We start from the raw sequence: 26,505 nt of genomic DNA, 5'->3' as shown, positions 1-26,505 counted from the left end.
TGGTCCTCTGTCACCTCGACCCGCGTCGGAGGGTCGTGGGTCAGGCGTCGGGGGCCGGACGGGAGCGGCCGGCCTTGGTCTCGCCGCGTCGCCTCTTCGCCGACAGGCGCCGCTCCTTCGAGCCGCGCGTGGGACGGGTGGCCCGTCGCGGTGCCGGAGGAGGCGCCATCGCGTCGCGGAGGAGGTCCGCCATCCGCTCACGCGCGGCGACCCGATTGCGCCGCTGCTGCCGGTGCTCGGACGCGGCGACGACGAGGAGGCGTCCTCCGACGAGCCGGGGGTCGAGGGCCCGCAGCACCCGCCGCCGCTGGGTGTCGGTGAACCCGGCGAACGCCTCGACGTCGAGCTCGAGCTCGACACGGCTGTCGGCGGTGTTGACCCCCTGGCCACCCGGGCCCGACGACCGCGAGAAGCGCTCGACGAGATCGGCCGCGGGCACCGTGAGGCCCTGCGGCACACCGGGACCCGGTGGCACGACGAGGTCCATCAGGGCTTGCCCGTGTCGTCCTCGGGCTCGGGGGGTGCCTCCGCGCCCTCCGCCTCGTCGCGGTCGGCCCACTCGAGGAGCGGGCTGATGTCGAAGACGGCGTCGTCGATGCCGGCGTGGAGGTCGCCGAGGTCGGCGAAGCGCTTCGGGACCGTGGCGATGGTGAAGTCGTCGGGCTCGACGTCGTTGACCTCGTCCCACCGAATCGGCGTCGAGACCGTGCCGATGTCGTTGCCGCGCACCGAGTACGCCGCAGCGATGGTGTGGTCGCGGGCGTTCTGGTTGTAGTCCACGAACACCGACGCCGGGTCGCGGTCCTTGCGCCACCACGCCGTCGTCACGTCGTCGGGGAGGCGGCGCTCGACCTCGCGCGCGAAGGCCAGGGCCGCCCGGCGGACGTCCTGGAAGCCGTGGTCGGGGACGATGCGGACGTAGACGTGCAGGCCGCGGCCGCCGCTCGTCTTGGGGAAGCCGGTGGCCCCGAGCTCGTCGAGGACCTCATGGGCGACGTGGGCGGCTCGCCGGACCCGCGAGAAGGGGGCGTCGGGCATCGGGTCGAGGTCGATGCGCCACTCGTCGGGCTTCTCGGTGTCGGCGCGGCGGCTGTTCCACGGGTGGAACTCGACGGTGCTCATCTGGACGGCCCAGGCGACGTCGGCCAGGCGGGTGACGCACAGCTCGTCGGCGTGCAGGCCGTACCGCGGGAAGTGCAGCCGGACCGTCTCGACCCACGGGGGAGCGCCCCGGGGGAGCCGCTTCTGGTGGACCTTCGGGCCGGACACCCCGTCGGGGAAGCGGTGCAGCATGCAGGGGCGCTCGCGCAGCGCGTTGACGATGCCGTCACCGACCGACAGGTAGTAGTGGACGAGGTCGAGCTTGGTCTCGCCGCGGGCGGCGAAGTACACCCGCTCGGGACTGGAGACGCGCACGTCGAAGCCGTCGACGTCGAGGACGACCGGCTCCCCGAACTCACCCTTGCGCGAGGCCATGGCACCCACCGTAGGGCGTGCCCTCCCCGGGTCGAGGGATCCGGCCGGCACCGCATGCTGGCGCAACACCTCGAACCGGGGAGACCGCGGGTCCCGGCCACTCCCTGAGAGACGGCGAAGAGGGCGTGGCGTCTAACCTTTGACAAAGTCTCGACAGGGAGGCCGCGCCCGGGTCAACCTGTGGCCAGTCCCCGCGGCTGCAGGAGCCGCGGACCGACCCCCACGAGGAGAGACCCACCATGAGCACCCGTTCCCGCATCGCCGCCGTCGCCGTCGCCGCCGTCGGCGCGACCGTCCTGGTCGCCGCCCCCGCCCAGGCCGCCGACGGCCGCTGCCAGGCCGCCGGCATCGCCACCCTCAAGAGCATCGGCGCCTTCAAGGCCGTCCAGGCCAACGGCGTGTCCGTCGCGACCGCGGTGTCCCTGGGGGTCACGCCCCGCGGCGGCGTCCTCCCCGAGGGCATCACCCTCGACACCGTCATCGACTACAAGACGCTCGTCGCCGACCACCGCGCCGGGGCGAACAGCATCTTCGTGTACCCGTGGTGCGGCTGACCCCCCTCCGCTCAGCCGCACGCGCGGCCGCGTCCCTGCGGCCCTGACCGGCGCGGTCGCCCCGGCGGCCGGGACCCCCGTGGTGCGGGGTCCCGGCCGCCGTCCCGTCCCGGGGACGAGGCGGTGGGGGTCGGTCCCGCCACGTAGGGTTGACCCCGACATGAGCACCCTCTTCGACGGCCTCGACATCGGCGGCCAGCAGCCCGAGCCGAACGTCGACCCCGCCACCCACGACAGCGCCCACGCGGCCCTCGTCAACGCCGCGGGTGTCCCCACGTGGGCCGAGGCGGCCGCGGCGGGCCGCGGCCCCGAGGGTGGTCCGGGGGAGCGCCCGCGCACCGACCCCGAGGAGCTCCTCGAGGGCCTGAACCCGCAGCAGCGCGAGGCCGTCCTGCACGACGGACCGCCCCTCCTCATCGTCGCCGGCGCCGGCTCGGGCAAGACCCGCGTCCTCACCCAGCGCATCGCCCACCTCATGGCGGCCCGGGGCGTGCAGCCCGGCCAGGTCCTCGCCATCACCTTCACGAACAAGGCCGCCGCGGAGATGAGGGAGCGCGTCTCGGCCCTCGTCGGGCCCCGGGCCAAGGCCATGTGGGTCATGACCTTCCACAGCGCCTGCGTGCGCATCCTGCGCCGCGAGGCCGACAAGGTGGGGCTGCGCTCGACCTTCTCCATCTACGACGCCGCCGACAGCCAGCGCCTGATGTCGATGGTCCTGCGCGACATGGACCTCGACCCCAAGCGCTACAACCCGCGCGCGTTCGGCCACCAGGTGAGCAACCTCAAGAACGAGCTCGTCGACGAGGAGACCTTCACCCGGCGGGTCTCCGAGACCGGCACCCACCAGGAGCAGGTCCTCGCCGAGGCGTACACCGAGTACCAGCGGCGCCTCCGGGCGGCCAACGCGATGGACTTCGACGACCTCATCATGATGACGGTCCAGATGTTCCAGGTCTTCCCCGACGTCGCCGAGCACTACCGCCGGCGCTTCCGCCACGTCATGGTCGACGAGTACCAGGACACCAACCACGCCCAGTACCAGCTGGTCCGTGAGCTCGTGGGGTCCGAGGAGACCCGCACCGATCACGGCGTCGAGCCGAGCGAGCTCGTCGTCGTCGGTGACGCCGACCAGTCGATCTACGCCTTCCGCGGCGCGACGATCCGCAACATCGAGGAGTTCGAGGAGGACTACCCGCACGCGCGGACCATCCTCCTCGAGCAGAACTACCGCTCGACGCAGACCATCCTGCGGGCGGCGAACACCGTCATCTCCCGCAACGAGGGCCGCCGCAAGAAGAACCTGTGGACCGACAGCGGCGACGGTGCGAAGATCATCGGCTACGTCGCCGACAACGAGCACGACGAGGCCTCCTTCGTCGCCCGCAGCATCGACCGGCTCGGCGACGACCACGGGGTGCGCCCCGGCGACGTCGCGGTGTTCTACCGCACCAACGCCCAGTCCCGTGCCCTGGAGGAGGTGTTCGTCCGGGTCGGCCTGCCGTACAAGGTCGTCGGCGGCACCCGGTTCTACGAGCGCCGCGAGGTCAAGGACGCGCTCGCCTACCTGCGGGTGCTCTCCAACCCCTCCGACACGGTCAACCTGCGCCGCATCGTCAACGTCCCCAAGCGCGGCATCGGCGACCGTGCCGAGGCGTGCATCGTCGCCCTCGCCGAGCGCGAGCGGATCCCGTTCGTCGCCGCGCTGGGCCGACCCGAGGACGCCCCGGGCATCGCCACCCGCTCGGTCGCCGCCATCAAGGGGTTCACCGGGCTCCTCGAGGGCCTGGGCCAGGTCCGCGACGACGACGACGCCGGCGTCTCCGACCTCCTCGAGGCCATCCTCGACCGCTCCGGCTACCTCGCCGAGCTGCGGGCCAGCCACGACCCGCAGGACGAGACCCGGGTCGAGAACCTCGCCGAGCTCGTCGCCGTCGCCCGCGAGTTCGACGACGCCCGCCGCGAGACCGGTGAGGTCGTCAGCCTCGAGGACTTCCTCGAGCGCGTCTCGCTCGTCGCCGACGCCGACGAGATCCCCGACACCGCCGAGGCCGAGGCCGCGGGCGTCGTCACCCTCATGACCCTCCACACCGCCAAGGGCCTGGAGTTCCCGGTGGTGTTCCTCACCGGGCTCGAGGACGGCACCTTCCCGCACCTGCGCAGCCTCGGCGACGCCAAGGAGCTCGAGGAGGAGCGCCGCCTCGCCTACGTGGGCATCACCCGGGCGCGCGAGCGCCTGCACCTCAGCCGGGCGGCGGTCCGCTCGGCCTGGGGCGCCCCGCAGTACAACCCGCCCTCGCGCTTCCTCGACGAGATCCCCGCCGAGCTCGTCGAGTGGGAGCGCGAGCTGTCCGGGGCCGCCGCCATCGGCCGGCGCGACCAGCGTCCCGCCATCGCCACCCTCGCCGCCCGGCCCGGCGTGCGCTCGCCGGGCAACCGTCCGATCATCGCGCTGGCCCCCGGCGACCGCGTCACCCACGACAGCTACGGGATGGGCAGCGTCGTGCGCACCCTCGGCGAGGGCGACAAGACGCAGGCCGAGGTCGACTTCGGCGGCGAGCTCGGGGTCAAGCGCTTCGTGCTGCGCTTCGCCCCCCTCGAGAAGCTCTAGCGCGACCCGTCGCGCCCCGACGCGGTCGGGAGACGACGACGCGACCCGCCGGAGGATCCGGGGGTCGCGCTGTGGGGGATGGTGCGGTCGTGCGCCGGGGTCAGCCGACCATGATGCCGTGCTTGCGCAGCCACGGCGCCGGGTTGATCGGGTTGTCGCCACCGGTGGGGTGGATCTCGATGTGCAGGTGCGAGCCGAAGGAGTGGCCGGTGTTGCCGACGAGGCCCACCTGGTCACCGGGCATCACGGTGTCGCCGGTCTGGACGTCGCGGCGGCTGAGGTGGCCGTACCAGGAGACGGTGCCGTCCCAGTAGCGGATCTCGATCTTGTTGCCGAAGCTGAAGACGTTGTCGCTGAGGATGACGGTGCCGCGCGACATCGCGTAGAGCGGGGTGCCGGTGGGGGCGCCGACGTCGAGGCCGTCGTGCGTCTTGCCCCAGCGGGGGCCGAAGCCGGAGGTGAGCGTGCCGGTCTTGATGGCGCGCACCCAGCGCTTGCCCTCGCGCTCGGCCTTGGCGCGGGCGGCGGCCTCGGCGGCGGCCTTGCGGGCGGCGCTGCGCGCGGCGCGCTGCTTGGCCTCGACGCGGCCCTGGAGGGCGGCGGTCTGCATCGCGGAGGCCTGCCGGCGCGAGGCGAGGTCGCTCGTCGTCGCGTCGTCGGCGGCCTGCTCGGTGCGGGCGAGGGCCGTCTGCTGTCCCGAGACCTCGAAGGTGAGGGCCGCCGAGGACTCCGCCACCGTGGCGCCGGTCGCGGTCACCACGAGAGCCGCGGCCGCCGTGGTGGGCAGCACGAAGCTCGAGGAGAAGGCGCGGGGCAGGCGCGCACCACGGCTGGACAGACGATGGCGTCCGGCGTAGTGGCGCCCCCGGTACGAAGAACTCACAGGGGACAGGACCTCAGGGGTGGAGGGGCGGGGCGTTGGTGGCTCGGACAGCACGGTACCGTGACCATTCCGTGACACAAACTTCGCGTCCACGTCGACGGGGGTCCGGACCGGGTGCACGGCCCGTGAACGCCCGGTGTCGTGCGGGGGAGGCGCCGGGATGTGATCCGGGTCACACGGCGTGTGGGAGCGGGTCGAAAAGGGAAGGTGTCAGCACCACCCGTCACACGAGTCACAACCGCCCCTTCGGGCTCATTCGTCCCGAGGCAGGAGGAGGACGCCGGAGGTGACCGTGGCCCCGTCGGTGTCGAGGAACGCCAGCGCCGTCGAGATGCCGTGGACGACCTCGCGCATCATCGGGAGCGTGAGGTGCCCGGCGCCGTGCAGCCGGATGTTGCTCGAGCGCAGGTCCGGGTGCCGCAGGGCGGCCGAGCGCTGCGGCAGGATCGCCTCGTCGCTGTCGGACCAGTACGAGATGAACCGGGTGCGGCAGCCGCAGGCCGGTCGGGCCAGCTCGCGCAGGACCCCGCTGCCCGGACGCATCTGCTGCATGAGCCGGGTCGGCACCGCGTAGGCGGCCCAGGTGCCCTCGTGCGGCGTCCCGAGGGTCACGAGGGTGTGGACCCGGGCGTCGCCACCGAGGCGGGTCACGTAATAGCGCCCGATGAGGCCGCCGAGGCTGTGGCCGATGACGTGGATGCGCTCGAACCCGGTCTCCTCGACGACCCGCTCGACCTCCTCGGCCAGGCTCGCCGCGGCCGCCCGGACGTCGGTGGACAGGGTCGTGTAGTTCATCGCGAAGACGTTGGAGAAGCCGCGCCGGGTGAGGCCGCGCCGCAGGAGGGTGAAGACCGAGCGGTTGCTGACGATGCCGTGCACGAGCAGGATCGGCGTCCCGGCGGCCTCGACGTCGGAGACGATGAGTCCGCGCTGGACGGGGGGCAGGTGCTCGACGCGGTACGCGGGGGTCCCGCGCCGCCCCCGGCCGCCGACGAGGCCGAGGGGCCAGGTGGCCGCATGGGCGGTGAGCCAGGCGGCCTCGACGGCGCCGCCGGCGATGACGGCCGGGTCGAGGACGAAGCGGGCCGCACCGGCGAGGGCACGCACGACGGACCGCGGCGAGGGCCGCTTCGGTGCGGGGACCTCGACCTGCGGAGCGGCGCTCGGCCGCGGTGACGACGCCATGGCGGCCCCAGCGTACGGCCACGACCGCCCGACTCCGCCCCCGACGTGACGCACTACCGGATGTCGGGACGTCGTGGTGCCCCGTCTGCACCAGAAGTGGGTCAAGAAGCCGTCAAGCGCCCTGAGCGGGGGCCCTGTGAGTCCGGTCAAGGGTCGGGTCGGGAGCGGTAAAGAGTTCCTGTCCTTTGGTCAATTCTTCACAGGACCTGTTGTGGCGCAGGGCCTTCGAGGAGGACGTTTCCGCGTGGCCCGGACAACCCCGGGCCCACTTCACGAAGGAGAACCCGTGAACCGACTCACCAGCGGCCTCGCCCTCGGCGTGGCCGTCGCCGCGTCCCTCGCGGCCGGCGTCCCCGCCGCCACCGCGGCCGGGGTGCCGACCGCGATGCAGGCCGGCGCCGACCAGGACCGCTCAGCCCTCGGGCTGGGCTCGGACGAGAAGCTCGTCCGGCGATCCGTCGTCACCGACCGCGACGGCACCACGCACACCCGCTACGACCGCACGTGGAAGGGCCTGCGGGTCGTCGGCGGCGACCTCGTCGTCGAGAAGTCCAAGGGCGGTGACGTCGAGACGGTGCGCTACAACGCGAACCGCAAGGACGTCGCGGCGAGGACGACGACCCCCGGCGTCGCGAAGCAGGACGCCGTGGCCACCGGCGAGAAGCGCTCGAGCGCCCGCGGTGAGAAGAGCGAGGGCGAGCTCGTCGTCTGGGCCGGCTCCGGCACCCCGCGGCTGGCCTACGACGTGCTGACCACCGGCACGCTCGCCGACCAGACGCCGAGCCGACTGCACACGCTCGTCGACGCCGACACCGGCGAGGTCATCACCTCGTACGACGAGGTCGTCAAGGGCACCGGCAACAGCCAGTACTCCGGCCAGGTCACCATCAACACGATCCAGAGCGGGTCGACCTGGCAGCTGCGCGACAGCCTGGGCAACTACACGACCGACCTCAACGGGGCGACCTCCGGGACCGGGACCCAGTTCACCGACGCCGACAACATCTGGGGCAACGGGTCGACGACGAGCCGCCAGACCGCCGGGGTCGACGCCCAGTACGGCGCCGAGAAGACCTACGCCTACTACAACGGGGTCCTCGGTCGCGCCGGCATCTGGAACAACGGCACCGGCGCCCGCAGCCGCGTCCACTACGGCAACGCCTACGTCAACGCGTTCTGGGACGGCACCCAGATGACCTACGGCGACGGCGCGGGCAACACCAAGCCGCTGACCTCCATCGACGTCGCCGCGCACGAGATGAGCCACGGTGTCACCGAGAACACGGCGAACCTCGTCTACTCGGGGGAGTCGGGCGGCCTCAACGAGGCGACCTCCGACATCTTCGGCACGGCCGTCGAGTTCTACGCCAACAGCAGCACCGACGTCGGCGACTACCTCATCGGCGAGAAGATCAACATCAACGGCAACGGCACTCCGCTGCGCTACATGGACAAGCCGAGCAAGGACGGCGCCAGCCAGGACTGCTGGACCACGAACACGAGGAACCTCGACCCGCACTACTCCTCGGGTCCGCTGAACCACTGGTTCTACCTCGCCTCCGAGGGCTCGGGCGCCAAGACGATCAACGGCGTCGCGTACAACAGCACGACGTGCAACGGCACGACGGTGACCGGTGCGGGCCGGGCCAACATCGAGAAGGTCTGGTACCGGACCCTGTCGACCAAGCTCACCTCGTCGAGCACCTACGCCGCCGCCCGCAACGGTGCCATCGCCTCGGCCAAGGAGCTCTTCGGCGCGACCTCGGCCACGTGCACCGCGGTCCAGGCCGCGTTCTCGGGGATCAACGTCGCCGCCGGCTCCGAGTCGTGCGGGGGCACCACCCCGCCGCCCACCGGGGGCAACCTGCTCCAGAACGCCGGGTTCGAGTCCGGCGCGACGGTGTGGACCGGCACCAGCGGTCCGATCACGAACAACACCGGTCGCCCCGCGCGCACGGGTTCGTGGAAGGCGTGGCTGGGCGGCAACGGGTCGTCGGGCACCGAGACGATCAATCAGTCGGTGGCCATCCCGGCCTCGGCCACGGCGGCGACGCTGTCGTTCTGGCTGCGCACCGACACCGCGGAGTCCGGCTCGACCGCGTACGACACGATGCGCGCCCAGGTCGTCGACGGCTCGACCGTCACGACCCTGGCGACGTACTCGAACGTGGGCACCAACGCCACGTACACGCAGAAGTCGTTCAACGTCACGGCCTGGAAGGGCAAGACGGTGACGATCCGGTTCACGATGACCGAGGACTCGAGCCTGCAGACCTCCTTCGTCGTCGACGACACGTCGCTGGCCACGAGCTGAGTGCCCGCCCGTTCCGACGACTCGCCGGTGGCGATTCGTCGGAACGGGCGACACGTGGGCACCTCCTGCAGCACGATGGGGGCGCCGTGGGGGACACGGCCTCGTCGACCAGGAGTGACGCATGCCCAACCGACTGATGACCGGCGCCGCCCTCGCGGCAGCCCTCACCACCGCGGTCGTCGCGGTCGCCCCGTCCGCGGCGTCGGCCGCACCCGGCGCCGTCCCCGGTGCCGTCACCGCCGCCACGGCCGCGACGTCCGCCGCCGTGGCCTCGTCCGGTGACGCCCTGCGCCAGGCCGAGCAGGGCAGGGCCGCCGCGGTGGCCCGGTCCGTGGGGCTGACCCCTGGGGAGGCCCTGACCGTCCGGGGCGTCGTCGTCGACCCCGACGGCACCCGGCACGTCCGCTACGACCGCACGCTCGACGGCCTGCGGGTCGTCGGCGGCGACCTCGTCGTGGCCCGCTCGCGTGCCGGCGCCGTCACCGCGCAGCACCGTGCGAACCCGGCGACGCTCGCCCTCGCGTCGAGGACGCCGCGCGTCGGCGCCGCGGCCGCCAAGGCCCTGGCGGCCTCGCGTGCCGGCTACGCCGTCGACTCCAGCGCCGCCGCCCTCGTCGTCTACGCCGTCCAGGGTGCCCCGCGCCTCGCGTGGGAGGTCACGACGACCGGCGTGCGCCCGACCCAGACCCCGAGCCGCCTGCGGACCTTCGTCGACGCCCGCACCGGGCGCCTCCTCGACCGCATCGAGGAGATCCACGAGGGCACGGGGAACACGCAGTACAGCGGCGCGGTCCCGCTCAACACGACCGCCGTCGCCATCAACAGCTACAGGCTGCGCGACTCGGTGAACAACTACACGACCAACCTCAACCGGGGCACCTCCGGGGCCGGGACCGAGTACACCGACACCGATGACATCTGGGGCACCGGTCTGCCGGCCAACACCCAGACGGCCGCGGCCGACGCCCAGTGGGGTGCCCAGGTCACCTACGGCTACTACCTCTCGGCGCACAACCGGGCGGGCATCTGGAACACCGGCAAGGGCGCCCGCAGCCGGGTCCACTACGGCAACGGCTACGTCAACGCGTTCTGGGACGGCACCCAGATGACGTACGGCGACGGCGCGGGGAACGCCCGGCCACTGACCCAGGTCGACGTCGCCGCCCACGAGATGACCCACGGCGTCACCCAGAACACCGCGGGCCTGCTCTACCGCGGCGAGTCCGGCGGGCTCAACGAGGCGACCTCCGACATCTTCGGCACGGCCGTCGAGTGGTACGCGAACACGACCGCCGACCAGGGCGACTACCTCATCGGCGAGAAGATCAACATCAACGGCAACGGCACCCCGCTGCGGTACATGGACCGCCCGAGCCGCGACGGCCGCAGCCGTGACTGCTGGAGCAGCACGCTGGGCCGGATCGACGTCCACTACTCCTCGGGGCCGCTCAACCACTGGTACTACCTCGTGGCCGAAGGTTCGGGCGCCAAGACGGTCAACGGCGTCGCCTACAACAGCCCGCTGTGCAACAGCGCCCCCGCCGTGACCGGAGTGGGGCGCACGGTCGCCGAGCGCGTCTGGTACCGCACCCTGACGACCAAGCTCACCTCGAGCAGCGGCTACGCGGCGGCGCGCAACGGCGCCATCGCCTCGGCCAAGGAGCTCTACGGCCGCAACACCGCCCAGTGCCTCGCGGTCGAGAAGGCGTTCACCGCCATCGCCGTCCCCAAGGGCGCCCAGACCTGCGCGAACTGACGCAGGACCACGACGCCGGGACGGTGTGTCGCGCTCAGCGGCACACCGTCCTCGCGTTCGCCGGCTGCTGGACGTCGTCGAGGAGGGTGCGAGCGGCCTCCGAGAGCGGGTCGCCGCCCTGGGCCTCGCCGAGGGGGACGCTCGTCGCGCCCCGGGTGAGCGTCACCGTCATCCGGTCGGTGCCGGCGGCCGGTCCGGCGGGGGAGGGCGCGACGCCCGTCGCCAGAATCGTGGCGAGGTCGCTCGCCACCCGGCAGGTGACCTCCCCGCCCCTGGTCGTCCCGGTGACCGCGCCGTCGGGCGCGACCTCCAGCCGGTCGTCGTACCCCGCGAGCCCGCCGGTGCGGGTGAGCACGACCGGGCCCGGAGCGGAGGTCGGTGTGGGCGACGAGGAGGGCGCGGCGGTCGCGGTCGTCGGGGAGGTCGTCGGTCCCGGTGCTCCCGGCCCCGTGTCGCCGCAGCCGCCGAGGAGAGCCGTCGCGAGGAGCGTGGTGGCGAGGAGCGTCGCGGGCGGGACGAGTGCGGCGCGGCGCCGCGGCATCGGGGTCACCCCGCCACCCAACCACCGGTCGTCGAGCGGGGCGACCGCTCGGGGGTGAGATCGGTCCCACCGCGGGCTCCGGGGGAGACCGCACCGCCGCACCCCGTTAGGCTCCCCTGCGGACCACCTCCCCTCCACCAGCAGATGAAGGACGGATCGCCTCGTGGATCTCTTCGAGTACCAGGCCCGTGACGTGTTCGAGAAGCACGGGGTGCCCGTGCTCGCCGGAGCGGTCGCCACGACCCCCGAGGAGGCCCGCGCGGCCGCGGAGCGCATCGGCGCCGCGAGCGGTGGGGTCACCGTCGTCAAGGCGCAGGTCAAGACCGGCGGCCGGGGCAAGGCCGGCGGCGTCAAGGTCGCCAAGACCGCCGACGAGGCCGAGGAGCACGCCCGCGCCATCCTCGGCATGGACATCAAGGGCCACACGGTCCACCAGGTGATGATCGCCCAGGGCGCCCGCATCGCCGAGGAGTACTACTTCTCGATCCTCCTCGACCGCGCCAACCGCACCTACCTGGCGATGTGCTCGGTCGAGGGCGGCATGGACATCGAGACCCTCGCCGTCGAGCGCCCCGAGGCCCTCGCCCGCGTGGCCGTCGACCCCAACACCGGCATCGACGCCGCCAAGGCCCGCGAGATCGTCGAGACCGCGGGCTTCGACGCCGAGACCGCCGCGAAGATCGAGCCGGTCCTGCAGATGCTGTGGACCGTCTACCGCGACGAGGACGCCACGCTCGTCGAGGTCAACCCGCTCGTGAAGACCGAGGACGGCGAGATCGTCGCGCTCGACGGCAAGGTCACCCTCGACGCGAACGCCGGCTTCCGCCACCCCGACCACGAGGCCCTCGAGGACAAGGCCGCGGCCGACCCGCTCGAGGCCGCCGCGAAGGAGAAGGACCTCAACTACGTCAAGCTCGACGGCTCCGTCGGCATCATCGGCAACGGCGCCGGGCTCGTCATGAGCACCCTCGACGTCGTCGCCTACGCCGGCGAGGAGTTCGGCGGCCAGAAGCCCGCGAACTTCCTCGACATCGGCGGCGGCGCCTCGGCCGAGGTCATGGCCAACGGGCTGCACATCATCCTGTCCGACCCGCAGGTCAAGTCGGTGTTCGTCAACGTCTTCGGCGGCATCACCTCGTGCGACGCCGTCGCGAACGGCATCGTCGGCGCCCTCGACGCCCTCGGCGACGAGGAGGACCGCCCGCTCGTCGTCCGCCTCGACGGCAACAACGTCGAGGAGGGCCGGCGCATCCTCGCCGAGCGCAACCACCCCCTGGTCTCCGTCGAGGCGACGATGGACGGCGCCGCGCGCCGCGCCGCCGAGCTGGCCTCCCAGAACTGACCCAGAGCGCAAGAGAAGAGAGACACGACACCCATGGCCATCTTCCTCAACGCCGACTCCAAGGTCATCGTCCAGGGCATGACCGGTTCCGAGGGCATGAAGCACACCCAGCGGATGCTGCGCAGCGGCACCGCGATCGTCGGTGGCGTCAACCCCCGCAAGGCCGGCACCACCGTCGAGTTCGAGGGCGGCGTCACCGTCCCCGTGTTCGGCACCGTCGCCGAGGCCGTCGAGGCCACCGGCGCGAACGTCTCGGTGATCTTCGTCCCCGCGCAGTTCACCAAGGCCGCCGCCGTCGAGGCGATCGACGCCGCGATCCCGCTCGCCGTCGTCATCACCGAGGGCGTCGCGGTCAAGGACACCGCCGAGTTCTACAACTACGCCAAGGACAAGGGCACGACGCGCATCGTCGGGCCGAACTGCCCCGGCCTCATCACCCCGGGCGTCGCCAACGCCGGCATCATCCCGGCCGACATCTCGGGCCCGGGCCGCATCGGCCTCGTCTCCAAGTCGGGCACCCTGACCTACCAGATGATGTACGAGCTGCGGGACTTCGGCTTCTCCTCGGCCGTCGGCATCGGTGGCGACCCGGTCATCGGGACGACGCACATCGACTGCCTCGAGGCCTTCGAGAACGACCCCGACACCGACGCCATCGTCATGATCGGCGAGATCGGTGGCGACGCCGAGGAGCGGGCCGCGTCCTACATCCAGGAGCACGTGACCAAGCCGGTCGTCGGCTACGTCGCGGGCTTCACCGCCCCCGAGGGCAAGACCATGGGCCACGCCGGCGCCATCGTCTCGGGCTCGTCGGGCACCGCGCAGGCGAAGAAGGAGGCCCTCGAGGCCGCCGGGGTCAAGGTCGGCAGGACGCCGTCCGAGGCCGCCGCCCTCATGCGCGAGATCATGCAGGGCCTCACCGCCTGAGCGCCGGGCACCCGCCCCACTCCAGTACGGCAACACGCCGACGCCCGACCCCGGACGTCGGCGTGTTGCCGTACTGGAGTGGGCGCGGGGGAGGGCAAGCGGCCGGCGAGCCCTCCGGGTGTCGGCCGAACGGACCTGATGACGCCCGCCCCGGCGTGTGCTCGGACCGGGCCGTGTCGCCCTCCCGCACACTGGGGGTGATGACCGTCATCGACCGCCTCCGCGCCGCCCTGCCCCACGGGGAGCAGGGCGAACCCGGCGAACCCGACACCGTGCCGACCCCGCCGTGGTGGCGCGGCGTCGTGATCGGCCTCGTCACGGGGGTCGCGGCGCTGCTCCTCGTCGGGGCACCGGTCGTCCTCGCGTGGCTCGTCGACCCGCTGTCGGTCGGCACCGTCTGGCAGGCCGTCGGCACGGGGGCCTCGCTGTGGTTCCTCCTCTCCGGTGGGCACCTGCTCGCGGGCACCGCCCTCTTCTCGCTCGTGCCGCTCCTCGGCCTCGCCGCCCTGGTCCTCCTCGCCCGGGTCGGGGTCCGCGAGGCGATGGTCGACGTCTCCACCGACGGCGAGCACTGGGCCGGTCTCGTGCCCAAGGGGCTTGCGGGCGCGCTCGCCTCGTGGTGGGGCGGCTACCTCCTGGCCGTGGCCCTCGGCGTCGGCCTCACGACGACGGGCCCGTTCCGGGTCGACGCCCTCTCGGTCGTCGGACCCGGCGTCCTCCTGCCGCTGGCCGCAGTCGCGCTCGCGCTGCGGCCCGTCGTGCGCGACGACCCCGACGTCCTCGGTCCCTTCTTCGACCTGCCGTGGCTGCCCGACGACGTCCGTCGCGGCCTGCGACCCGGGCTGGCCGGCGCGGCCGCGCTGCTCGCGGTCGGGCTGCTCGTCGTCGTCGGCGTCGTCGCCCTCGGCTGGTCGCGCGTCGCGACGATCTCGGCGGAGGTCGGCGCCCCGGGTCTCGGCTCCGCGCTCCTCGGCGCCGCTCAGGCCCTGTCGCTGCCGAACCTCGCCCTGTGGGCCGTCTCCTTCCTCGCCGGCTCGGGCTTCGAGGTCGTCGAGGGCGGCGCGGTCACCTGGTCGGGCTCGGAGGGCGGCCTGCTGCCGATGGTCCCGGTCCTCGCGGCGCTCCCGCAGCCCGGCGGCTTCCCGTGGTTCACGGCGCTCGCCGTCCTCCCGGTCGTCGGGACGGGCGCCTTCGTGGCCCGACGCGCCCTCGGCGAGGTCGCGCGGCTGTCGCGGCTGCGGACCAAGCTCACCGTCTCGACCGTGGGCTGCGCGACCGCGACCCTGCTCCTTGCGGTCCTCGACGTCCTCGGCGGCGGCTCCGCCGGCCAGTTCCGGCTGTCCGACGTCGGCGTCCCCACCGCCTCGTTCGTCCTCGCCGTCTTCGGCTGGATGATGCTCGGCGCGCTCGTCGTCGTCCTGCGCGACGCGTGGCGGCTGCGCCGGTGAGTCCGCCTCAGCCGGAGACGCCGCGTCAGCGGGAGACGCCGCTCCAGCCAGTGACGCCGCCGCAGCCGCTGACGCCGCTGCGCCTCGTCGTCCTCGTCTCCGGCTCGGGCACGACCCTCCAGGCGATCCTCGACGCCCAGTCCGAGAGCGGCCCCTTCCGGGTCGTCGCCGTCGGGTCGGACCGCGACGGGACGGGCGGCGCCGTGCGCGCGGCCCTGCGCGGGGTCGCGACCTTCGTCTGCCGGGTGGCCGACCACGACACCCGGGCCGACTGGGACGCCGCGCTCACCCGGCTCGTCGACGCCCACGAGCCCGACCTCGTCGTCTCGGCCGGTTTCATGAAGGTCCTCGGGCCCGTGTTCCTCGCGGCGCACCGGGTCGTCAACACCCATCCCGCGCTGCTCCCGAGCTTCCCGGGGGCCCACGGCGTGAGCGACGCCCTCGAGCACGGCGTCCGCGTCACGGGGTGCACGTGCCACTGGGTCGACGCCGGCGTCGACACCGGCCCGATCATCGAGCAGCGGGCGGTCCGCGTCCTCGAGGGCGACACCGTCGACGTGCTCCACGAGCGGATCAAGGTCGAGGAGCGCGAGATGCTCGTCGAGGTGCTCACCCACCTCGCTGCCGACCGCTCCTGGCAGCCCCCCGCCTGACCCGCCACCGGCACGGCGCGTGCGACGATCGGCGGCGTGGCCCTGCACCCCGCCGACCTGCCCCCCGCTGCCGTGGAGTTCATGCGCGAGCGGCACCTCGCGACCCTGACCACACTGCGCGCCGACGGCTCGCCCCACGTCGTCCCCGTCGGGTTCACCTGGGACGACGAGGCGCTCGTCGCCCGGGTCATCACGAGCCGGGGGAGCGTCAAGGCCCGCAACGCCCGTGGGGGCCGACGCGCCGCCCTCGGCCAGGTCGACCGACGCCGCTGGCTCACCCTCGAGGGCCCCACCCGGGTCCTCGAGGACGCCGCCGCCGTCCGCGACGCCGAGGAGCGCTACACCGTGCGGTACCGCACCCCGCGGCCGAACCCCGAGCGGGTGGTCCTCGTCGTCGAGGTCGACCGCGTCCTCGGCGCGTCGTGGCCCGACCCCCTGCCCCCGTCGCCCTACGCCACCTGACCCCTCCACCGGGTCGTGTGCCCGGGTGGCTGCCCCGGCGACCACGTGAGCACACGCGACGGATTGGAAGCAGGGCGAGGGCGCCGATATGGTGGCCGGAGACGACTGGCGCGGGTGGGTCACCACCGGGAAGTCACACGTCGGGACATCGCCCGCCTGGGTGTCCCGCAGCGTGACCGACCCGACCCCGAGGAGTTCCCCATGGCCGCCGTCTCCGCCCCCGGACCGTCGCAGGACGTCCACCCCGTGCGCCGGGCGCTCGTCTCCGTCTACGACAAGACCGGCCTCGAGGACCTCGTCCGCGGCCTCCACGACACCGGGGTGGCGCTGGTCTCCACCGGCGGCAGCGCGGCGCTCATCGAGTCGCTCGGCCTGCCGGTGACCAGGGTCGAGGACCTCACCGGCTTCCCCGAGTGCCTCGAGGGCCGGGTCAAGACGCTCCACCCGCGGGTGCACGCCGGCATCCTCGCCGACACCCGCAAGCCCGACCACGTCGCCCAGCTCGAGGAGCTCGGCGTCGAGGCCTTCGAGCTCGTCGTCGTCAACCTCTACCCCTTCGCCGACACCGTCGCGTCGGGCGCGAGCCCCGACGAGTGCGTCGAGCAGATCGACATCGGCGGCCCCTCGATGGTCCGCGCAGCCGCGAAGAACCACCCGAGCGTCGCTGTGGTCACCGATCCCGCGACGTACGGCGACGTCCTCGAGGCCGTCCGCGGTGGCGGATTCACGCTCGAGCAGCGCAAGCGCCTCGCCGCCCAGGCCTTCGTCCACACCGCCACCTACGACGTCCACGTCGCCTCGTGGATGGGCAACGCCTACGTCGACACCACCGACGGCACGGGCTTTCCCGCGTGGGCCGGCGCGACGTGGACCAAGGCGGCCACGCTCCGGTACGGCGAGAACCCGCACCAGCGAGCAGCCCTGTACACCAACGGTTTCCAGCCCCAGCCGGCGCTCGCCCAGGCGCGCCAGCTGCACGGCAAGGAGATGTCGTACAACAACTACGTCGATGCCGATGCCGCCGTGCGCGCCGCGTACGACCACGGCGACGAGCCCACGGTGGCCGTCATCAAGCACGCCAACCCCTGCGGCATCGCCGTCGGCACCGACGTGGCCGACGCCCATCGCAAGGCCCACGCCTGCGACCCGGTCTCGGCCTTCGGCGGCATCATCGCGACGAACCGGCCGGTGACCGCCGACATGGCGCGCACCGTCGCCGACATCTTCACCGAGGTCGTCGTCGCGCCGGGGTTCGAGCCCGAGGCCCTCGAGGTCCTCACCGCGAAGAAGAACATCCGCCTCCTCGAGTGCGCGGCGCCGCAGCGTCAGGGAGCCGAGATCCGGCCCATCGGCGGCGGGCTCCTCATGCAGGTGCGCGACGCCGTCGACGCCGTGGTGCGCGACGACGAGGGCGCCGTCACCGGGGGCGACGACGTGTCGGCCTGGCGCCTCGTCGCGGGGGACGCCGCCGACGACGCGACCCTCGCCGACCTCCGCTTCGCCTGGCGGGCCGTGCGGGCCGTGAAGTCGAACGCGATCCTCCTCGCCCGCGACGGCGCCTCGGTCGGCATCGGCATGGGCCAGGTCAACCGGGTCGACTCCTGCCACCTCGCGGTGAACCGGGCCGGCGAGGAGCGAGCCCGCGGAGCCGTCGCGTCCTCCGACGCCTTCTTCCCCTTCGCCGACGGCCTCCAGGTCCTCCTCGACGCCGGGGTCCGGGCGGTCGTGGCCCCGGGCGGCTCGATGCGCGACGCCGAGGTCGTCGAGGCGGCGCAGGCCGCGGGCGTCACCCTCTACTTCACGGGCACGCGGCACTTCGCCCACTGACGCACGAGCGACGCGGGCCCTCGGGGACGCGGCACCGCCACGGCTCAGCCGGAGCGGTCGCGCCCCTCGGGGGCGACGGGACGGATGACGTGGAGCAGCCACTCGAGCGGCCCGGTGCCCCACCAGCGCTCGAGGGCCCAGCACCCGCCGACCACGACGACGGCGGTCGAGGAGAGGACGAGCCACGAGTCGTCGGAGACCCCTGTGCCGCGCACGAGGGACACGAGCACGAGCCACAGGATCTGCGCCGTGTACGCCGTGAGGGCGAGGCGACCGGTGGCCAGGACGGGGCCCGCGACCCGCGCCGCCACCCCACCGCCCGAGAGCGTCACGGCGTCGGCGAGCGCGAAGCAGGCGACGACGACGGCCGAGGCGAGGAACGAGGCGCCGAGGACCTCCGCGGTCGACCCCGAGTAGGCGGCCGCTCCGTCGGCCGAGGACGCCCCGAGCAGGTAGGCGCCGACCGACGCGACGGTCAGCACGCCGGCGACACCCCATCCGCGCGTTCCTCGCGAGACCTCGACGACGACGGCCGCCAGCGCGAGGCCGGCCAGCGCCATCGGGAGGAACGACACGAGGCGGTAGGAGTCGCCGGACGCGAGCCAGGTCACGAGGTCGGCCCCGATGCCGGGCCACCGGTCGCCCGCAGCCACCTCGGCGTCGCGCGCCCGCTCGGTGACGAGCGGACCGAGGACGGCCAGTGACGCCGCGAGGCCGAGGAGCAGCACGGGTGCGCGGTGGAGGACCAGGGCCACGGGCGCGAGGACGAGGACGAGGATCCCCAGGTAGGGCAGGACGACGTCGACCTGCCCGTAGAGCGTCTGGAGGACGAGCCCGAGGACGAGCAGGACGAGGCCGCGCTGGACGTTGGCGACGAGGAAGGGGATGACGCCCGGGTGCCGTCGCCCCAGCTGCAGGCCCATGGCGACGCCGATGACGACGGCGAACAGCGGCGCCGTCAGGTACTCGCTGAGGTCGAGGACGCCGCCGACGGGCGAGAGGTGGGCGACGAGCATCGACACCACGGCCAGGCCGCGGGCGAGGTCGAGCCCCACGAGCCGGGCGGTGCGGGGGGTCGGCGCCATGGGGTCAGTCTGCCCGCGCGGCGCCGGGCCCGCCGGACCGACCCGCGCCCGGCGGGCGCCTCAGCCGGCGCTCACCAGCGGTGGGCGACGTCGACGACGAGGCGGCTGCGGTTCGTCGCCGCGTCGCGGATCGTGAACACCCGGAACGGGAGCCGGGCCCGCACGCCGAGCGCGACGGTCGTGTACCCCTCGAACGCCCCGGCCCACCGCACCTGGCGGAAGGTCGTGAACCCCGCGACCGACGGCATCGCCGGGACGCTCGTCGCGCCCTTGTGGGCGACGACCGCGAGCCGGGCCCCGCCGGCGACGGGCACGGGGAACCCCGACCCGTCGCTCTTGACGACGGTGACGTACCGGACGTCGTAGCCGGGGGCCCGGCCGGTCATGTCGAGGACGAGCCGGTCGAAGCACGCGTGCCGCCCGGCCCGCACGGCGAGGACGCGACCGGTGGTCAGGGGCGCTGAGGTCTTGGCCCCGGACCCCCACGTGATGCCGCAGTACGGGGCGGCCGTGGCGGGCGCGGCTCCGGTGGCGGCGGGAACGGCGAGGAGCGCGGCGGCGAGGGCGGCGACGGCACCGGCCCTCCGGCGTGAGCCCCTCGGGCTGGTGGCTGAACGGGTGTCCATCGTGCGTCTCCCTTCGTCGGTGGCACACCCCTAGGACGCGCGAGCCGCCCTCCCGGTTGACACGAGGACGTCAGCGGCGAGGACGCGGACGAGCCCCGGACGCGCGTCAGGACACCGTGAGGTCGAGCCCGTGCCCGAAGGCGAACAACGGGTCGTCGTAGCCGGCGACGTCCTCGTGGTGCGCGCGGACCTGGTCCATCGAGCGCGGGAGGTCGAACGGCAGCCGCCCGCGCGGCGGGATCGCACCGGTCAGCGCGTCGAGGAGGGCCGCGTCGCTCGACCCGAAGGTCCCCACGACGGCCGCCGCGAACGGCAGCAGCGGCGTGAGGACGGCCGGGCGGTCGAGCTCGACGTCGAGGACGAGCGGACACGAGGCGGCGAGGCGGGCGAGGCGGGCGACCAGGCCGGGCGGGAAGTCGAGCGACCCCTGGTGGAACCACGCCTCGAGGAAGAGGTCGGCCCGCGGCTCGAAGGGTGCCCCGAGCCGGACCAGGGCGACGTCGGCGTCCTCGGGGCGGGCGACGGGCGTCCCGTGCCGCGCCACGACGTCCTCGGCCACGTTCTCGGCGTAGATCCGCAGCCCCGGGCGCAGCGGCAGCACGGGCGGCACGCCCCCGCCGCCCCCCGCGGCCGCGTTGGCCAGCACGGTCACCGACCCTGCCTGTGCGGCGTAGCCGGCCTCGCGGAAGTCGGAGCGGCCCACGACGGCGGCCGCGGTGTCCTCGTCGACGTAGGGGTCGTCGAACAGCCCGAGGCGGAACTTCACGAGCAGGAGGCGCCGGGCCGACTCGTCGACCCGCGCCTCGGTGACCCGACCCCGGGCCACGAGGTCGAGGAGGATCTCGACGCACTCCTCGCCGCCGAACTGGTCGGCACCGGCCTCGAGGATGAGCTCCATCCGGCCGTGCGGGTCGAGGTGCTCGACCCCCCAGGCGCGCGCCGGGAGGACCTGGTCGCCGACGTGGTTGTCGTTGACGAGCTCCCAGTCGGTGACGACGACGCCGTCGTACCCCAGACCCTCGCGCAGCATCCCGGTGACGACCTGGCGGTTGTAGCCGAAGCCCACCTCCTGCACCGGCTCGCCGTCGACCTCGAGCCCGACGGGCATCCCGTAGTACGGCATGACCGCCGCGGTGCCGGCCTCGATGATCGCGGGGAACGGTGCGACATGGTCGGCGAACCGGCCTCCGGGGTAGACCTGTTCGCGTCCGTACGGGAAGTGCGCGTCCTCACCGTCCTTCTGCGGACCGCCCCCGGGGAAGTGCTTCGCGGTGCAGGCGACGCTCCCGGCGCCCAGCGACTCCTGCTGGAAGCCGTGCAGGTAGGCGACGCCGAGCTCGGTGACGAGGGCGGGGTCCTGCCCGAACGTCCCTGCCTGGCGGCCCCAGCGCGGCTCGGTCGCGAGGTCGAGCGTCGGGTGCAGGGCGGCCCGGATCCCGACGGCGACGTACTCCTGGCGCGCGATGTCGGCGAACTGCCGCACCGCCTCGGTGTCGCGAAGGGCCGCCAGGCCGAGGGGCTCGGGCCACTGCGAGAACGTCGTCGCCGTGAACGAGACCCCGGCGTTCTCCATGAACGCGTGCCGCGGGTCGCTCGAGACGGTGACCGGGATGCCGTGCGGGGTGCGCTCCGCGAGTGCCTGGAGCGCGTTGTGCCAGCGGGCTGCCATCCGGGGGTCGTCGAGTGCGTGGACGTTGAAGTGCGTGAGGTGCTTGTCGAGGACGACGACGCTCGTCGCCGACTTGCTGATCGCCCCGGGTCCCTCGAGCACCGAGCCGTCGGCCCCGGCCTCGATGACGGTCTGGAACATCAGGCCGACCTTCTCCTCGAGGGAGAGGCGGCCGAGGAGGTCCTCGACCCGCGCCTCGGGCGCGAGTCGAGGGTCCTCGTAGGGGTCCATGACCCCGTTGCCGTTGAGGTCGCGGAACGCCACGCCCTCGGGGGTCGTGTGCCTGACGGGCTCCATCACATCTCCTGCACTCGTACGGACAGCGACCCCCGAGGGGACGTGCTCACTCCTCGATGACGCCGGCGCCGAACTCCTCGATGCCGATGACCGGCCGCAGCCTGGCCTCGACCTCGGGGGTGCTGAACGCCCGGCGGAGGACGCCCTTGCCGAGGACGTTGCCGAGCGCGCCCATGACCATGGCCTGGTCGAGGGAGAGGTAGCGCCGAGCGATGGTGCCGCTGTGCACGGCGACGGCGTCGAAGAACCCGCCCCTGCCGTACGCGCCGAGCTTCTGCTGGATCCCGATGAGGTTCGCCGTCGCCTCGCCACGCTCGAACATCATCGCGAGGAAGGAGGCGTGGGGCGTCACGACGCCGTCACCGAACGTCGGCGTCGGGTTCGCGCCCGGACGGCAGTCGCCGAAGCCGGCGTCGTAGTTCGTCATCTCCTTGTCGGAGAAGTAGCCCTCGGGGTTCATGCCCAGGGCGTCGACGCCGTACTCCCGGTAGTTGGCGAACGGGTCGCTCGCGGGGGAGAAGCCCCAGTAGCCGTAGCCCGCCTCCTCCATGCCGTGCTCGCGCTCGGCGCGCACGTGGAGGGGGTGGTTGACGCCCCAGCTGCGCGGCGCCCACTTCTCCTCGGGCACGAACACCGCGGGCATGAGCTCCTCGAACATGCTGCCGCCCCAGCCCGGGACGATGTGCATGCCGCGGTAGGTGTAGGCGCCCTCGAAGACGTCGACCCCGAGGTAGGTCCGCGTCTCACCGACCGGCTGCATCTCCTGCCAGTTCCAGTTGTTGCAGTCCCCGCGCGGGAAGGTGCGGTAGGCGGCGTAGTAGTGCCGGCCGGGGACCTGGCCGGTGAGGATCCCGAGGTAGCTGGTGATCCGGGTCTCGGACACGATCGTGTCGTAGTGGTGCGTGGTGAGCCAGACGTCCTCGCCCCCGATGTGGGTGCCCTCGTACGTCCCGCCGGGGCGGCCGTCGGCGAACGGGAAGAAGCCACCGTGCATCAGGCCTCCGGTCCGCACGGACGGGTGGCCGTCCTTGCCGTCCCCGGGGTTGTAGAAGGCGTCCCAGCGCATCTTGGCGAACAGCGCGCGGGCGCGGGGCCCGGCGACCGGGTCGGCGTTGGCCACGACGAGCAGGGCGGCGCCGAGCCAGCCGCTGTCGACGCTGGAGACGAAGGGCTCGACCTTGGCGCCGTCCGTCGGCCAGGTGCGCAGCGCGTCACCGGTGGCCTCGTCGTACCAGTTGAAGTACATCCCGCTCGGCTCGTGGTGCTCCATCCCCTCGAGGGTGCTGACGGTGCGCAGCAGCCGGCGGCTGCAGTCGGCGGCCGAGATGATGCCGAGCTCACGCGCGACGACCGCCGACCAGAGGTAGCCGCCGATGTTCGTCGGCGAGGTGTAGCCCGACCGGTCCCCGGGCGCGAGGGACTCGGGGATGTTGTCGGCCGGCAGGCCCGTGCTCGGGTCGGTCATCGCGTCGAGGCTGTGCCACGTGTCGGCGGCCCAGCGGTGCAGGCGCGAGTTCGGCACGCCCCCGGTCTTGACGGCGGCGGCGGCGGTCCCGGTGCGGGTGCCCGCGGTTGCGGCCGACGGCGGCGCGAGGCCGATCGCGGCCAGGGTCGCCGCCCCGCCGACGAGCAGGTGGCGGCGGGCGGGGGTCGGGACGGTGAGGTCGGACATGGTCGAGTCTCCGTTCGTCGGTACCGCTCGTGGCGGCCCGTTGCGGTCGGTGTGGCTTCGGTCGGTCGTGCGGGTGGTGACGGTGCGACTTACTTGATGCCGGTGGTGGCGATGCCCTCGATGACGCGTCGCTGGAACCCGAGGAAGACGAGCAGGATCGGGATGACGACGACGGTGGCGCCGGCGAGCAGCAGCCCGTAGTCCGTCGCGTTCTGGCCCTTGGCGTACAGGGCCAGTGCCACCGGGAGGGTGTAGGTGTCCTCGGTCTGCGCCACGACGAGCGGCCAGAGGAAGTTGTTCCAGCTGCCGAGGAAGGTGAGGATGCCGAGCGTCGCGAGGGCCGGCCCGCACAGGGGCAGGATGATCCGCGCGAAGATCTTCAGCTCGCCCGCGCCGTCGACGCGCCCTGCGTCGAGCAGGTCCCGCGGCAGCCCGAGGATGAACTGCCGCATGAGGAACACCCCGAACGGGGCGGCGAGGAAGGGCAGGAAGAGACCCGGCAGGCTGTCAATGAGCCCGGCGTTCGCCACGAGGACGAACAGCGGCACGAACGTCACGACGCCCGGGATGAGCAGCGTGCCCATGACGAGCGCGAACAGCGCCTTCTTGCCCGGGAACTCCAGCATCGCCAGGGCGTAGCCGAGCATCGAGCAGAAGAGGAGGTTGCCGATGGTGACGACGATGGCGACGACGGTCGAGTTGAAGAAGTAGGTCCCGAAGTCGAGGCGCGAGAACAGCTGGGTGTAGTTGTCGAGCGTCGCGGTCTCGGGGAGCCAGGTCGGCGGGGTCCGCCGGAGCTCGGCGGTCGTCTTGAAGCTGCCGAGGACCATCCAGACGAACGGGGCGGCGACGGCGACGAGGGCGACCGTGAGGACGCCGTAGAGCCACCACGAGCCGCGGCTGGTGCGGTTCATCGGGCACTCATCCCTTCTCGCGCAGGGCGCGGAACTGGATCGCCGTGATGATGGCGACGACGACGAAGATGATGTAGCTGAGGGACGCGGCGTACCCGTAGTTGCCGAACCCGAACTGCTTGTACGTGTACATCGACATCGACACGGTGCTGTCGAGCGGCCCGCCGTTGGTCATGACGAACGGCTCCTCGAAGAACTGGAGGTAGCCGATCATCGTCGTGACGGAGACGAAGAGGATCGTCGGGCGCAGCAGGGGGAGCGTGATGTGCCGGAACCGCTGCCAGGCGTTCGCCCCGTCGATGGAGGCGGCCTCGTGGAGGGCCCACGGGACGGCCTGGAGCCCGGCGAGGAAGATGATCATCCCCGTGCCGAAGTTGCGCCAGGCGGCCATCATGATGATCGCCGGCATCGACCAGTTCGGGTCTCCGAGCCAGTTCGGGCCGGTGATGCCGACCCAGCCGAGCGCGGTGTTGATGAGCCCGAAGTCCGTCTTGAGCAGGAACTGCCACACGACGGCGACGGCGACGATCGAGGTGATGACCGGCAGGTAGAAGCCGAGCCGGAACGCCGAGCGGAACTTCGTGATCCCGCGGTCGAGGGCGACGGCGGCCGCCAGCGCGAGGAGCAGCGTGAGCGGCACCCCCACGACGACGAAGTACGCCGTGTTGCGCACGGCCCGCAGGAAGTTCTGGTCCGACAGGGCCCGGGTGTAGTTCTCCAGGCCCACGATGTCGACGGCGAACGGGTTCCGGAGGTCCTTGGCGCGGGTGTCGGTGACGCTCATGAAGAGCGACTGGAGCACCGGCCAGACCGTGAAGACGAGGAAGAGCAGGCAGAACGGGATCGCGAGGACCCAGGCGGCCCGCCCCTCCCGGAGCCCCGTCCGTGGACGGGACTTCCGGGAGGGGGTGTCCTCGCGGCGCGCGGTGGTGGCGCCGTCGGTGACGGTGGACATGTCAGTTGCCGGTGCCGATCGACTCGGCCTGCGACTGCACGGTCTTCAGGGCGGCGGCCGGATCGGCCCCCGTCTTGGTGACCTTCTCCATCTCGGTGTCGAAGGAGTTGACGACCTGCTCCCACGTCGGGAACGACGGCGGGGCCTGCGCGGTCTCGAGCTGCTTGCCGAAGACGGCGAGCTTCTTGTCGCCCGACAGGGCCGGGTCCTGCCACGCGCTCTTCACCGACGGGAGGTCGGTGGAGATGCCGTACCACTTGGCCTGCGTCTTGGCGTCACCGAGCCACTGGACGAACTTCCACGAGGTGTCGCGGTTCTTGGTGTTCTTGAAGACGACGAGGTTCGAGCCGCCGACGAACGAGGACGACTGCTTGTCGGCGGGGATCTGGAAGACGTCGTACTTGTCCTTGAAGCCCTCGCCACCGGCCTTCTCGACCGCGGACATCATCCACGGGCCCGAGATGAACATCGGGACCTTGCCGCTGGCGAAGTCGGGCTCGGTCGTCGGGGTCGCCGGGGCGGCCTTGTCGGAGATGCCGTCGGTGAAGAACGACTGGTAGTACTGCGCCGCCTTGAGGATCTCGGGGCTGTCGAAGTTGTACGCCTTGCCGCCGTCCTTGGTGAGGTCGGCGCCTGCGGACCAGGCGAACGGCATGATCGACTGCCACGACCCGACGCCACCGGCCTGCAGGCCGATACCGTACTTGGCGCCGGCCTTGTCCTGCATCGCCTTGGCCATGTCCTTCAGGCCCGCCCAGTCGGTCGGGGGCGTGGTGATGCCGGCCTTCTTCGCCAGGTCGGTGCGGTAGTAGACGAGGCGGGTCTCGACGTACCAGGGGATGCCGTACGAGGTCCCGTTGACCTCGGTCGTCTTCTGGGCGCCCTCGAAGAAGACCGACTTGTCGATCTCACCGGGGGTCGGGTCGAGGGCGTCCATGTTGGCGAACTCGCCCATCCACGTCGTGCCGACCATGGCGACGTCGGGCGTCTTGTTGGCGGTGATGGCGGTCGTGAACTTGTCGTGCGCCGCGTCCCAGGGGATCGCGGTCACCTCGACCTTGGCGCCGGGGTTGGCGGCCTCGAACTCCTTGGCGAGCTCGGGGAGCTTCTCGCCCTCGGCGCCCATGGCCCACACGGTGATGGTGCCCTTGGCGGCTCCGGCGGCGACGGAGGCTCCGGTCTCGCTGGCGCCGCTGCCGGCGTCCTCGCGTCCGCAGGCGGACATGCTCAGGGCCACGGCGGCCAGGCCGGCCACGGTGATGGTGGAGGTGCGTCTCATGGGACAACTCACTTTCTGGGTGGGGCTACTGC

Annotated in this window: 22 protein-coding genes and 1 riboswitch; of the genes, 10 read left to right on the top strand and 12 right to left on the bottom strand. The window is 72.7% G+C overall.

Annotation, left to right across the window (positions count from 1 at the left end; translation table 11 throughout):
• Positions 1-40 precede the first annotated feature (40 nt).
• Both arfB and ligD read right to left on the bottom strand, forming a co-directional pair.
• The gene (gene arfB / locus ACFWN3_RS05765; protein WP_377644301.1) at positions 41-487 is read right to left on the bottom strand and encodes an alternative ribosome rescue aminoacyl-tRNA hydrolase ArfB; all 447 of its coding nucleotides are present in this window, start codon (positions 485-487) and stop codon (positions 41-43) included.
• Entirely contained in the window at positions 487-1,476 is a 990-nt protein-coding gene (ligD, locus tag ACFWN3_RS05760) for a non-homologous end-joining DNA ligase (protein WP_377644300.1), read from the bottom strand. The genes arfB and ligD overlap by 1 nt, the downstream gene beginning before the upstream one ends.
• Before the next feature lie 239 nt (positions 1,477-1,715).
• Here ligD and ACFWN3_RS05755 point away from each other — a divergent pair, with 239 nt between their 5' ends.
• Positions 1,716-2,030, top strand: a complete 315-nt coding sequence (locus ACFWN3_RS05755) for a hypothetical protein (protein WP_377644298.1) — start codon at positions 1,716-1,718, stop codon at positions 2,028-2,030.
• Between the two features lie 160 nt (positions 2,031-2,190).
• Complete coding sequence (pcrA, locus tag ACFWN3_RS05750; RefSeq protein WP_377644296.1) at positions 2,191-4,638, top strand: DNA helicase PcrA; 2,448 nt, start codon at positions 2,191-2,193, stop codon at positions 4,636-4,638.
• Between the two features lie 100 nt (positions 4,639-4,738).
• On the opposite strand, the gene ACFWN3_RS05745 is transcribed toward pcrA, so the two are convergent.
• Positions 4,739-5,428: a M23 family metallopeptidase gene (locus ACFWN3_RS05745; protein WP_377644294.1), complete on the bottom strand. Its 690-nt coding sequence runs from the start codon at positions 5,426-5,428 to the stop codon at positions 4,739-4,741.
• A 345-nt stretch (positions 5,429-5,773) separates the two neighbouring features.
• Positions 5,774-6,706 (bottom strand): esterase/lipase family protein, encoded by a 933-nt coding sequence (locus ACFWN3_RS05740; RefSeq protein WP_377644292.1) that lies wholly within the window; start codon positions 6,704-6,706, stop codon positions 5,774-5,776.
• A gap of 286 nt (positions 6,707-6,992) precedes the next feature.
• On the opposite strand from ACFWN3_RS05740, the gene ACFWN3_RS05735 reads away from it, so the two are divergent.
• The gene (locus ACFWN3_RS05735) at positions 6,993-9,020 is read left to right on the top strand and encodes a M4 family metallopeptidase (protein ID WP_377644290.1); all 2,028 of its coding nucleotides are present in this window, start codon (positions 6,993-6,995) and stop codon (positions 9,018-9,020) included.
• A 121-nt stretch (positions 9,021-9,141) separates the two neighbouring features.
• A complete protein-coding gene (locus tag ACFWN3_RS05730) occupies positions 9,142-10,776 on the top strand; it encodes a M4 family metallopeptidase (protein ID WP_377644288.1) in 1,635 nt (544 codons plus the stop codon).
• Positions 10,777-10,810: 34 nt separating this feature from the next.
• Here ACFWN3_RS05730 and ACFWN3_RS05725 read toward each other — a convergent pair whose 3' ends face one another.
• Positions 10,811-11,326 carry a hypothetical protein gene (locus ACFWN3_RS05725; RefSeq protein ID WP_377644286.1) on the bottom strand — a complete coding sequence of 172 codons (516 nt, stop codon included), beginning with the start codon at positions 11,324-11,326 and terminating at the stop codon, positions 10,811-10,813.
• Between the two features lie 154 nt (positions 11,327-11,480).
• On the opposite strand from ACFWN3_RS05725, the gene sucC reads away from it, so the two are divergent.
• The 6 genes from sucC (at position 11,481) to purH (ending at position 17,976) form a co-directional block, all read left to right on the top strand.
• Positions 11,481-12,659, top strand: a complete 1,179-nt coding sequence (gene sucC, locus ACFWN3_RS05720) for an ADP-forming succinate--CoA ligase subunit beta (protein ID WP_377644284.1) — start codon at positions 11,481-11,483, stop codon at positions 12,657-12,659.
• A 33-nt stretch (positions 12,660-12,692) separates the two neighbouring features.
• Positions 12,693-13,586 (top strand): succinate--CoA ligase subunit alpha, encoded by an 894-nt coding sequence (gene sucD, locus ACFWN3_RS05715; protein WP_377644282.1) that lies wholly within the window; start codon positions 12,693-12,695, stop codon positions 13,584-13,586.
• A gap of 200 nt (positions 13,587-13,786) precedes the next feature.
• Entirely contained in the window at positions 13,787-15,034 is a 1,248-nt protein-coding gene (locus ACFWN3_RS05710; RefSeq protein ID WP_377644280.1) for a DUF6350 family protein, read from the top strand.
• Between the two features lie 50 nt (positions 15,035-15,084).
• Complete coding sequence (gene purN / locus ACFWN3_RS05705; protein ID WP_377644278.1) at positions 15,085-15,687, top strand: phosphoribosylglycinamide formyltransferase; 603 nt, start codon at positions 15,085-15,087, stop codon at positions 15,685-15,687.
• Between the two features lie 36 nt (positions 15,688-15,723).
• Positions 15,724-16,149 carry a TIGR03618 family F420-dependent PPOX class oxidoreductase gene (locus ACFWN3_RS05700; RefSeq protein WP_377644276.1) on the top strand — a complete coding sequence of 142 codons (426 nt, stop codon included), beginning with the start codon at positions 15,724-15,726 and terminating at the stop codon, positions 16,147-16,149.
• A 91-nt stretch (positions 16,150-16,240) separates the two neighbouring features.
• Positions 16,241-16,318: riboswitch (ZMP/ZTP riboswitch) on the top strand.
• A 32-nt stretch (positions 16,319-16,350) separates the two neighbouring features.
• Positions 16,351-17,976, top strand: a complete 1,626-nt coding sequence (gene purH, locus ACFWN3_RS05695) for a bifunctional phosphoribosylaminoimidazolecarboxamide formyltransferase/IMP cyclohydrolase (RefSeq protein ID WP_377644274.1) — start codon at positions 16,351-16,353, stop codon at positions 17,974-17,976.
• Between the two features lie 44 nt (positions 17,977-18,020).
• Here the strand turns inward: purH and ACFWN3_RS05690 are convergent, their stop codons facing one another.
• The 7 genes from ACFWN3_RS05690 to ACFWN3_RS05660 all read right to left on the bottom strand — a co-directional run bounded on the left by ACFWN3_RS05690 (position 18,021) and on the right by ACFWN3_RS05660 (position 26,473).
• Positions 18,021-19,061 carry a hypothetical protein gene (locus ACFWN3_RS05690; protein ID WP_377644272.1) on the bottom strand — a complete coding sequence of 347 codons (1,041 nt, stop codon included), beginning with the start codon at positions 19,059-19,061 and terminating at the stop codon, positions 18,021-18,023.
• 71 nt (positions 19,062-19,132) lie between these two features.
• A complete protein-coding gene (locus ACFWN3_RS05685) occupies positions 19,133-19,687 on the bottom strand; it encodes a hypothetical protein (RefSeq protein WP_377644271.1) in 555 nt (184 codons plus the stop codon).
• Between the two features lie 106 nt (positions 19,688-19,793).
• Positions 19,794-21,653: a glycoside hydrolase family 3 protein gene (locus tag ACFWN3_RS05680; RefSeq protein WP_377644269.1), complete on the bottom strand. Its 1,860-nt coding sequence runs from the start codon at positions 21,651-21,653 to the stop codon at positions 19,794-19,796.
• Between the two features lie 46 nt (positions 21,654-21,699).
• A complete protein-coding gene (locus ACFWN3_RS05675) occupies positions 21,700-23,325 on the bottom strand; it encodes a glucoamylase family protein (RefSeq protein WP_377644267.1) in 1,626 nt (541 codons plus the stop codon).
• Positions 23,326-23,414: 89 nt separating this feature from the next.
• On the bottom strand, positions 23,415-24,239 hold the full coding sequence (locus ACFWN3_RS05670) for a carbohydrate ABC transporter permease (RefSeq protein WP_377644265.1): 825 nt from the start codon (positions 24,237-24,239) through the stop codon (positions 23,415-23,417).
• A gap of 7 nt (positions 24,240-24,246) precedes the next feature.
• Positions 24,247-25,194, bottom strand: a complete 948-nt coding sequence (locus ACFWN3_RS05665; RefSeq protein WP_377644264.1) for a carbohydrate ABC transporter permease — start codon at positions 25,192-25,194, stop codon at positions 24,247-24,249.
• A 1-nt stretch (position 25,195) separates the two neighbouring features.
• Positions 25,196-26,473, bottom strand: coding sequence for a sugar ABC transporter substrate-binding protein (locus ACFWN3_RS05660; RefSeq protein WP_377644262.1), 1,278 nt, complete (start codon positions 26,471-26,473; stop codon positions 25,196-25,198).
• Between the last annotated feature and the right edge of the window lie 32 nt (positions 26,474-26,505).

The sequence above is a fragment of the Oryzobacter terrae genome (assembly GCF_042756445.1).
Taxonomy (GTDB): domain Bacteria; phylum Actinomycetota; class Actinomycetes; order Actinomycetales; family Dermatophilaceae; genus Oryzobacter; species Oryzobacter terrae.
This window is presented reverse-complemented; position numbering and strand designations above follow the sequence as displayed.

Coding starts and splice junctions, on each gene's coding strand:
- ACFWN3_RS05665 (WP_377644264.1), bottom strand. CDS start 25,194: ATGTCCACCGTCACCGACGGCGCCACCACCGCGCGCCGCGAGGACACC.
- ACFWN3_RS05730 (WP_377644288.1), top strand. CDS start 9,142: ATGCCCAACCGACTGATGACCGGCGCCGCCCTCGCGGCAGCCCTCACC.
- ACFWN3_RS05680 (WP_377644269.1), bottom strand. CDS start 21,653: ATGGAGCCCGTCAGGCACACGACCCCCGAGGGCGTGGCGTTCCGCGAC.
- ACFWN3_RS05660 (WP_377644262.1), bottom strand. CDS start 26,473: ATGAGACGCACCTCCACCATCACCGTGGCCGGCCTGGCCGCCGTGGCC.
- ACFWN3_RS05710 (WP_377644280.1), top strand. CDS start 13,787: ATGACCGTCATCGACCGCCTCCGCGCCGCCCTGCCCCACGGGGAGCAG.
- ACFWN3_RS05675 (WP_377644267.1), bottom strand. CDS start 23,325: ATGTCCGACCTCACCGTCCCGACCCCCGCCCGCCGCCACCTGCTCGTC.
- arfB (WP_377644301.1), bottom strand. CDS start 487: ATGGACCTCGTCGTGCCACCGGGTCCCGGTGTGCCGCAGGGCCTCACG.
- ACFWN3_RS05670 (WP_377644265.1), bottom strand. CDS start 24,239: ATGAACCGCACCAGCCGCGGCTCGTGGTGGCTCTACGGCGTCCTCACG.
- ACFWN3_RS05690 (WP_377644272.1), bottom strand. CDS start 19,061: ATGGCGCCGACCCCCCGCACCGCCCGGCTCGTGGGGCTCGACCTCGCC.
- pcrA (WP_377644296.1), top strand. CDS start 2,191: ATGAGCACCCTCTTCGACGGCCTCGACATCGGCGGCCAGCAGCCCGAG.
- ACFWN3_RS05685 (WP_377644271.1), bottom strand. CDS start 19,687: ATGGACACCCGTTCAGCCACCAGCCCGAGGGGCTCACGCCGGAGGGCC.
- ligD (WP_377644300.1), bottom strand. CDS start 1,476: ATGGCCTCGCGCAAGGGTGAGTTCGGGGAGCCGGTCGTCCTCGACGTC.
- sucD (WP_377644282.1), top strand. CDS start 12,693: ATGGCCATCTTCCTCAACGCCGACTCCAAGGTCATCGTCCAGGGCATG.
- ACFWN3_RS05755 (WP_377644298.1), top strand. CDS start 1,716: ATGAGCACCCGTTCCCGCATCGCCGCCGTCGCCGTCGCCGCCGTCGGC.
- purH (WP_377644274.1), top strand. CDS start 16,351: ATGGCCGCCGTCTCCGCCCCCGGACCGTCGCAGGACGTCCACCCCGTG.
- ACFWN3_RS05740 (WP_377644292.1), bottom strand. CDS start 6,706: ATGGCGTCGTCACCGCGGCCGAGCGCCGCTCCGCAGGTCGAGGTCCCC.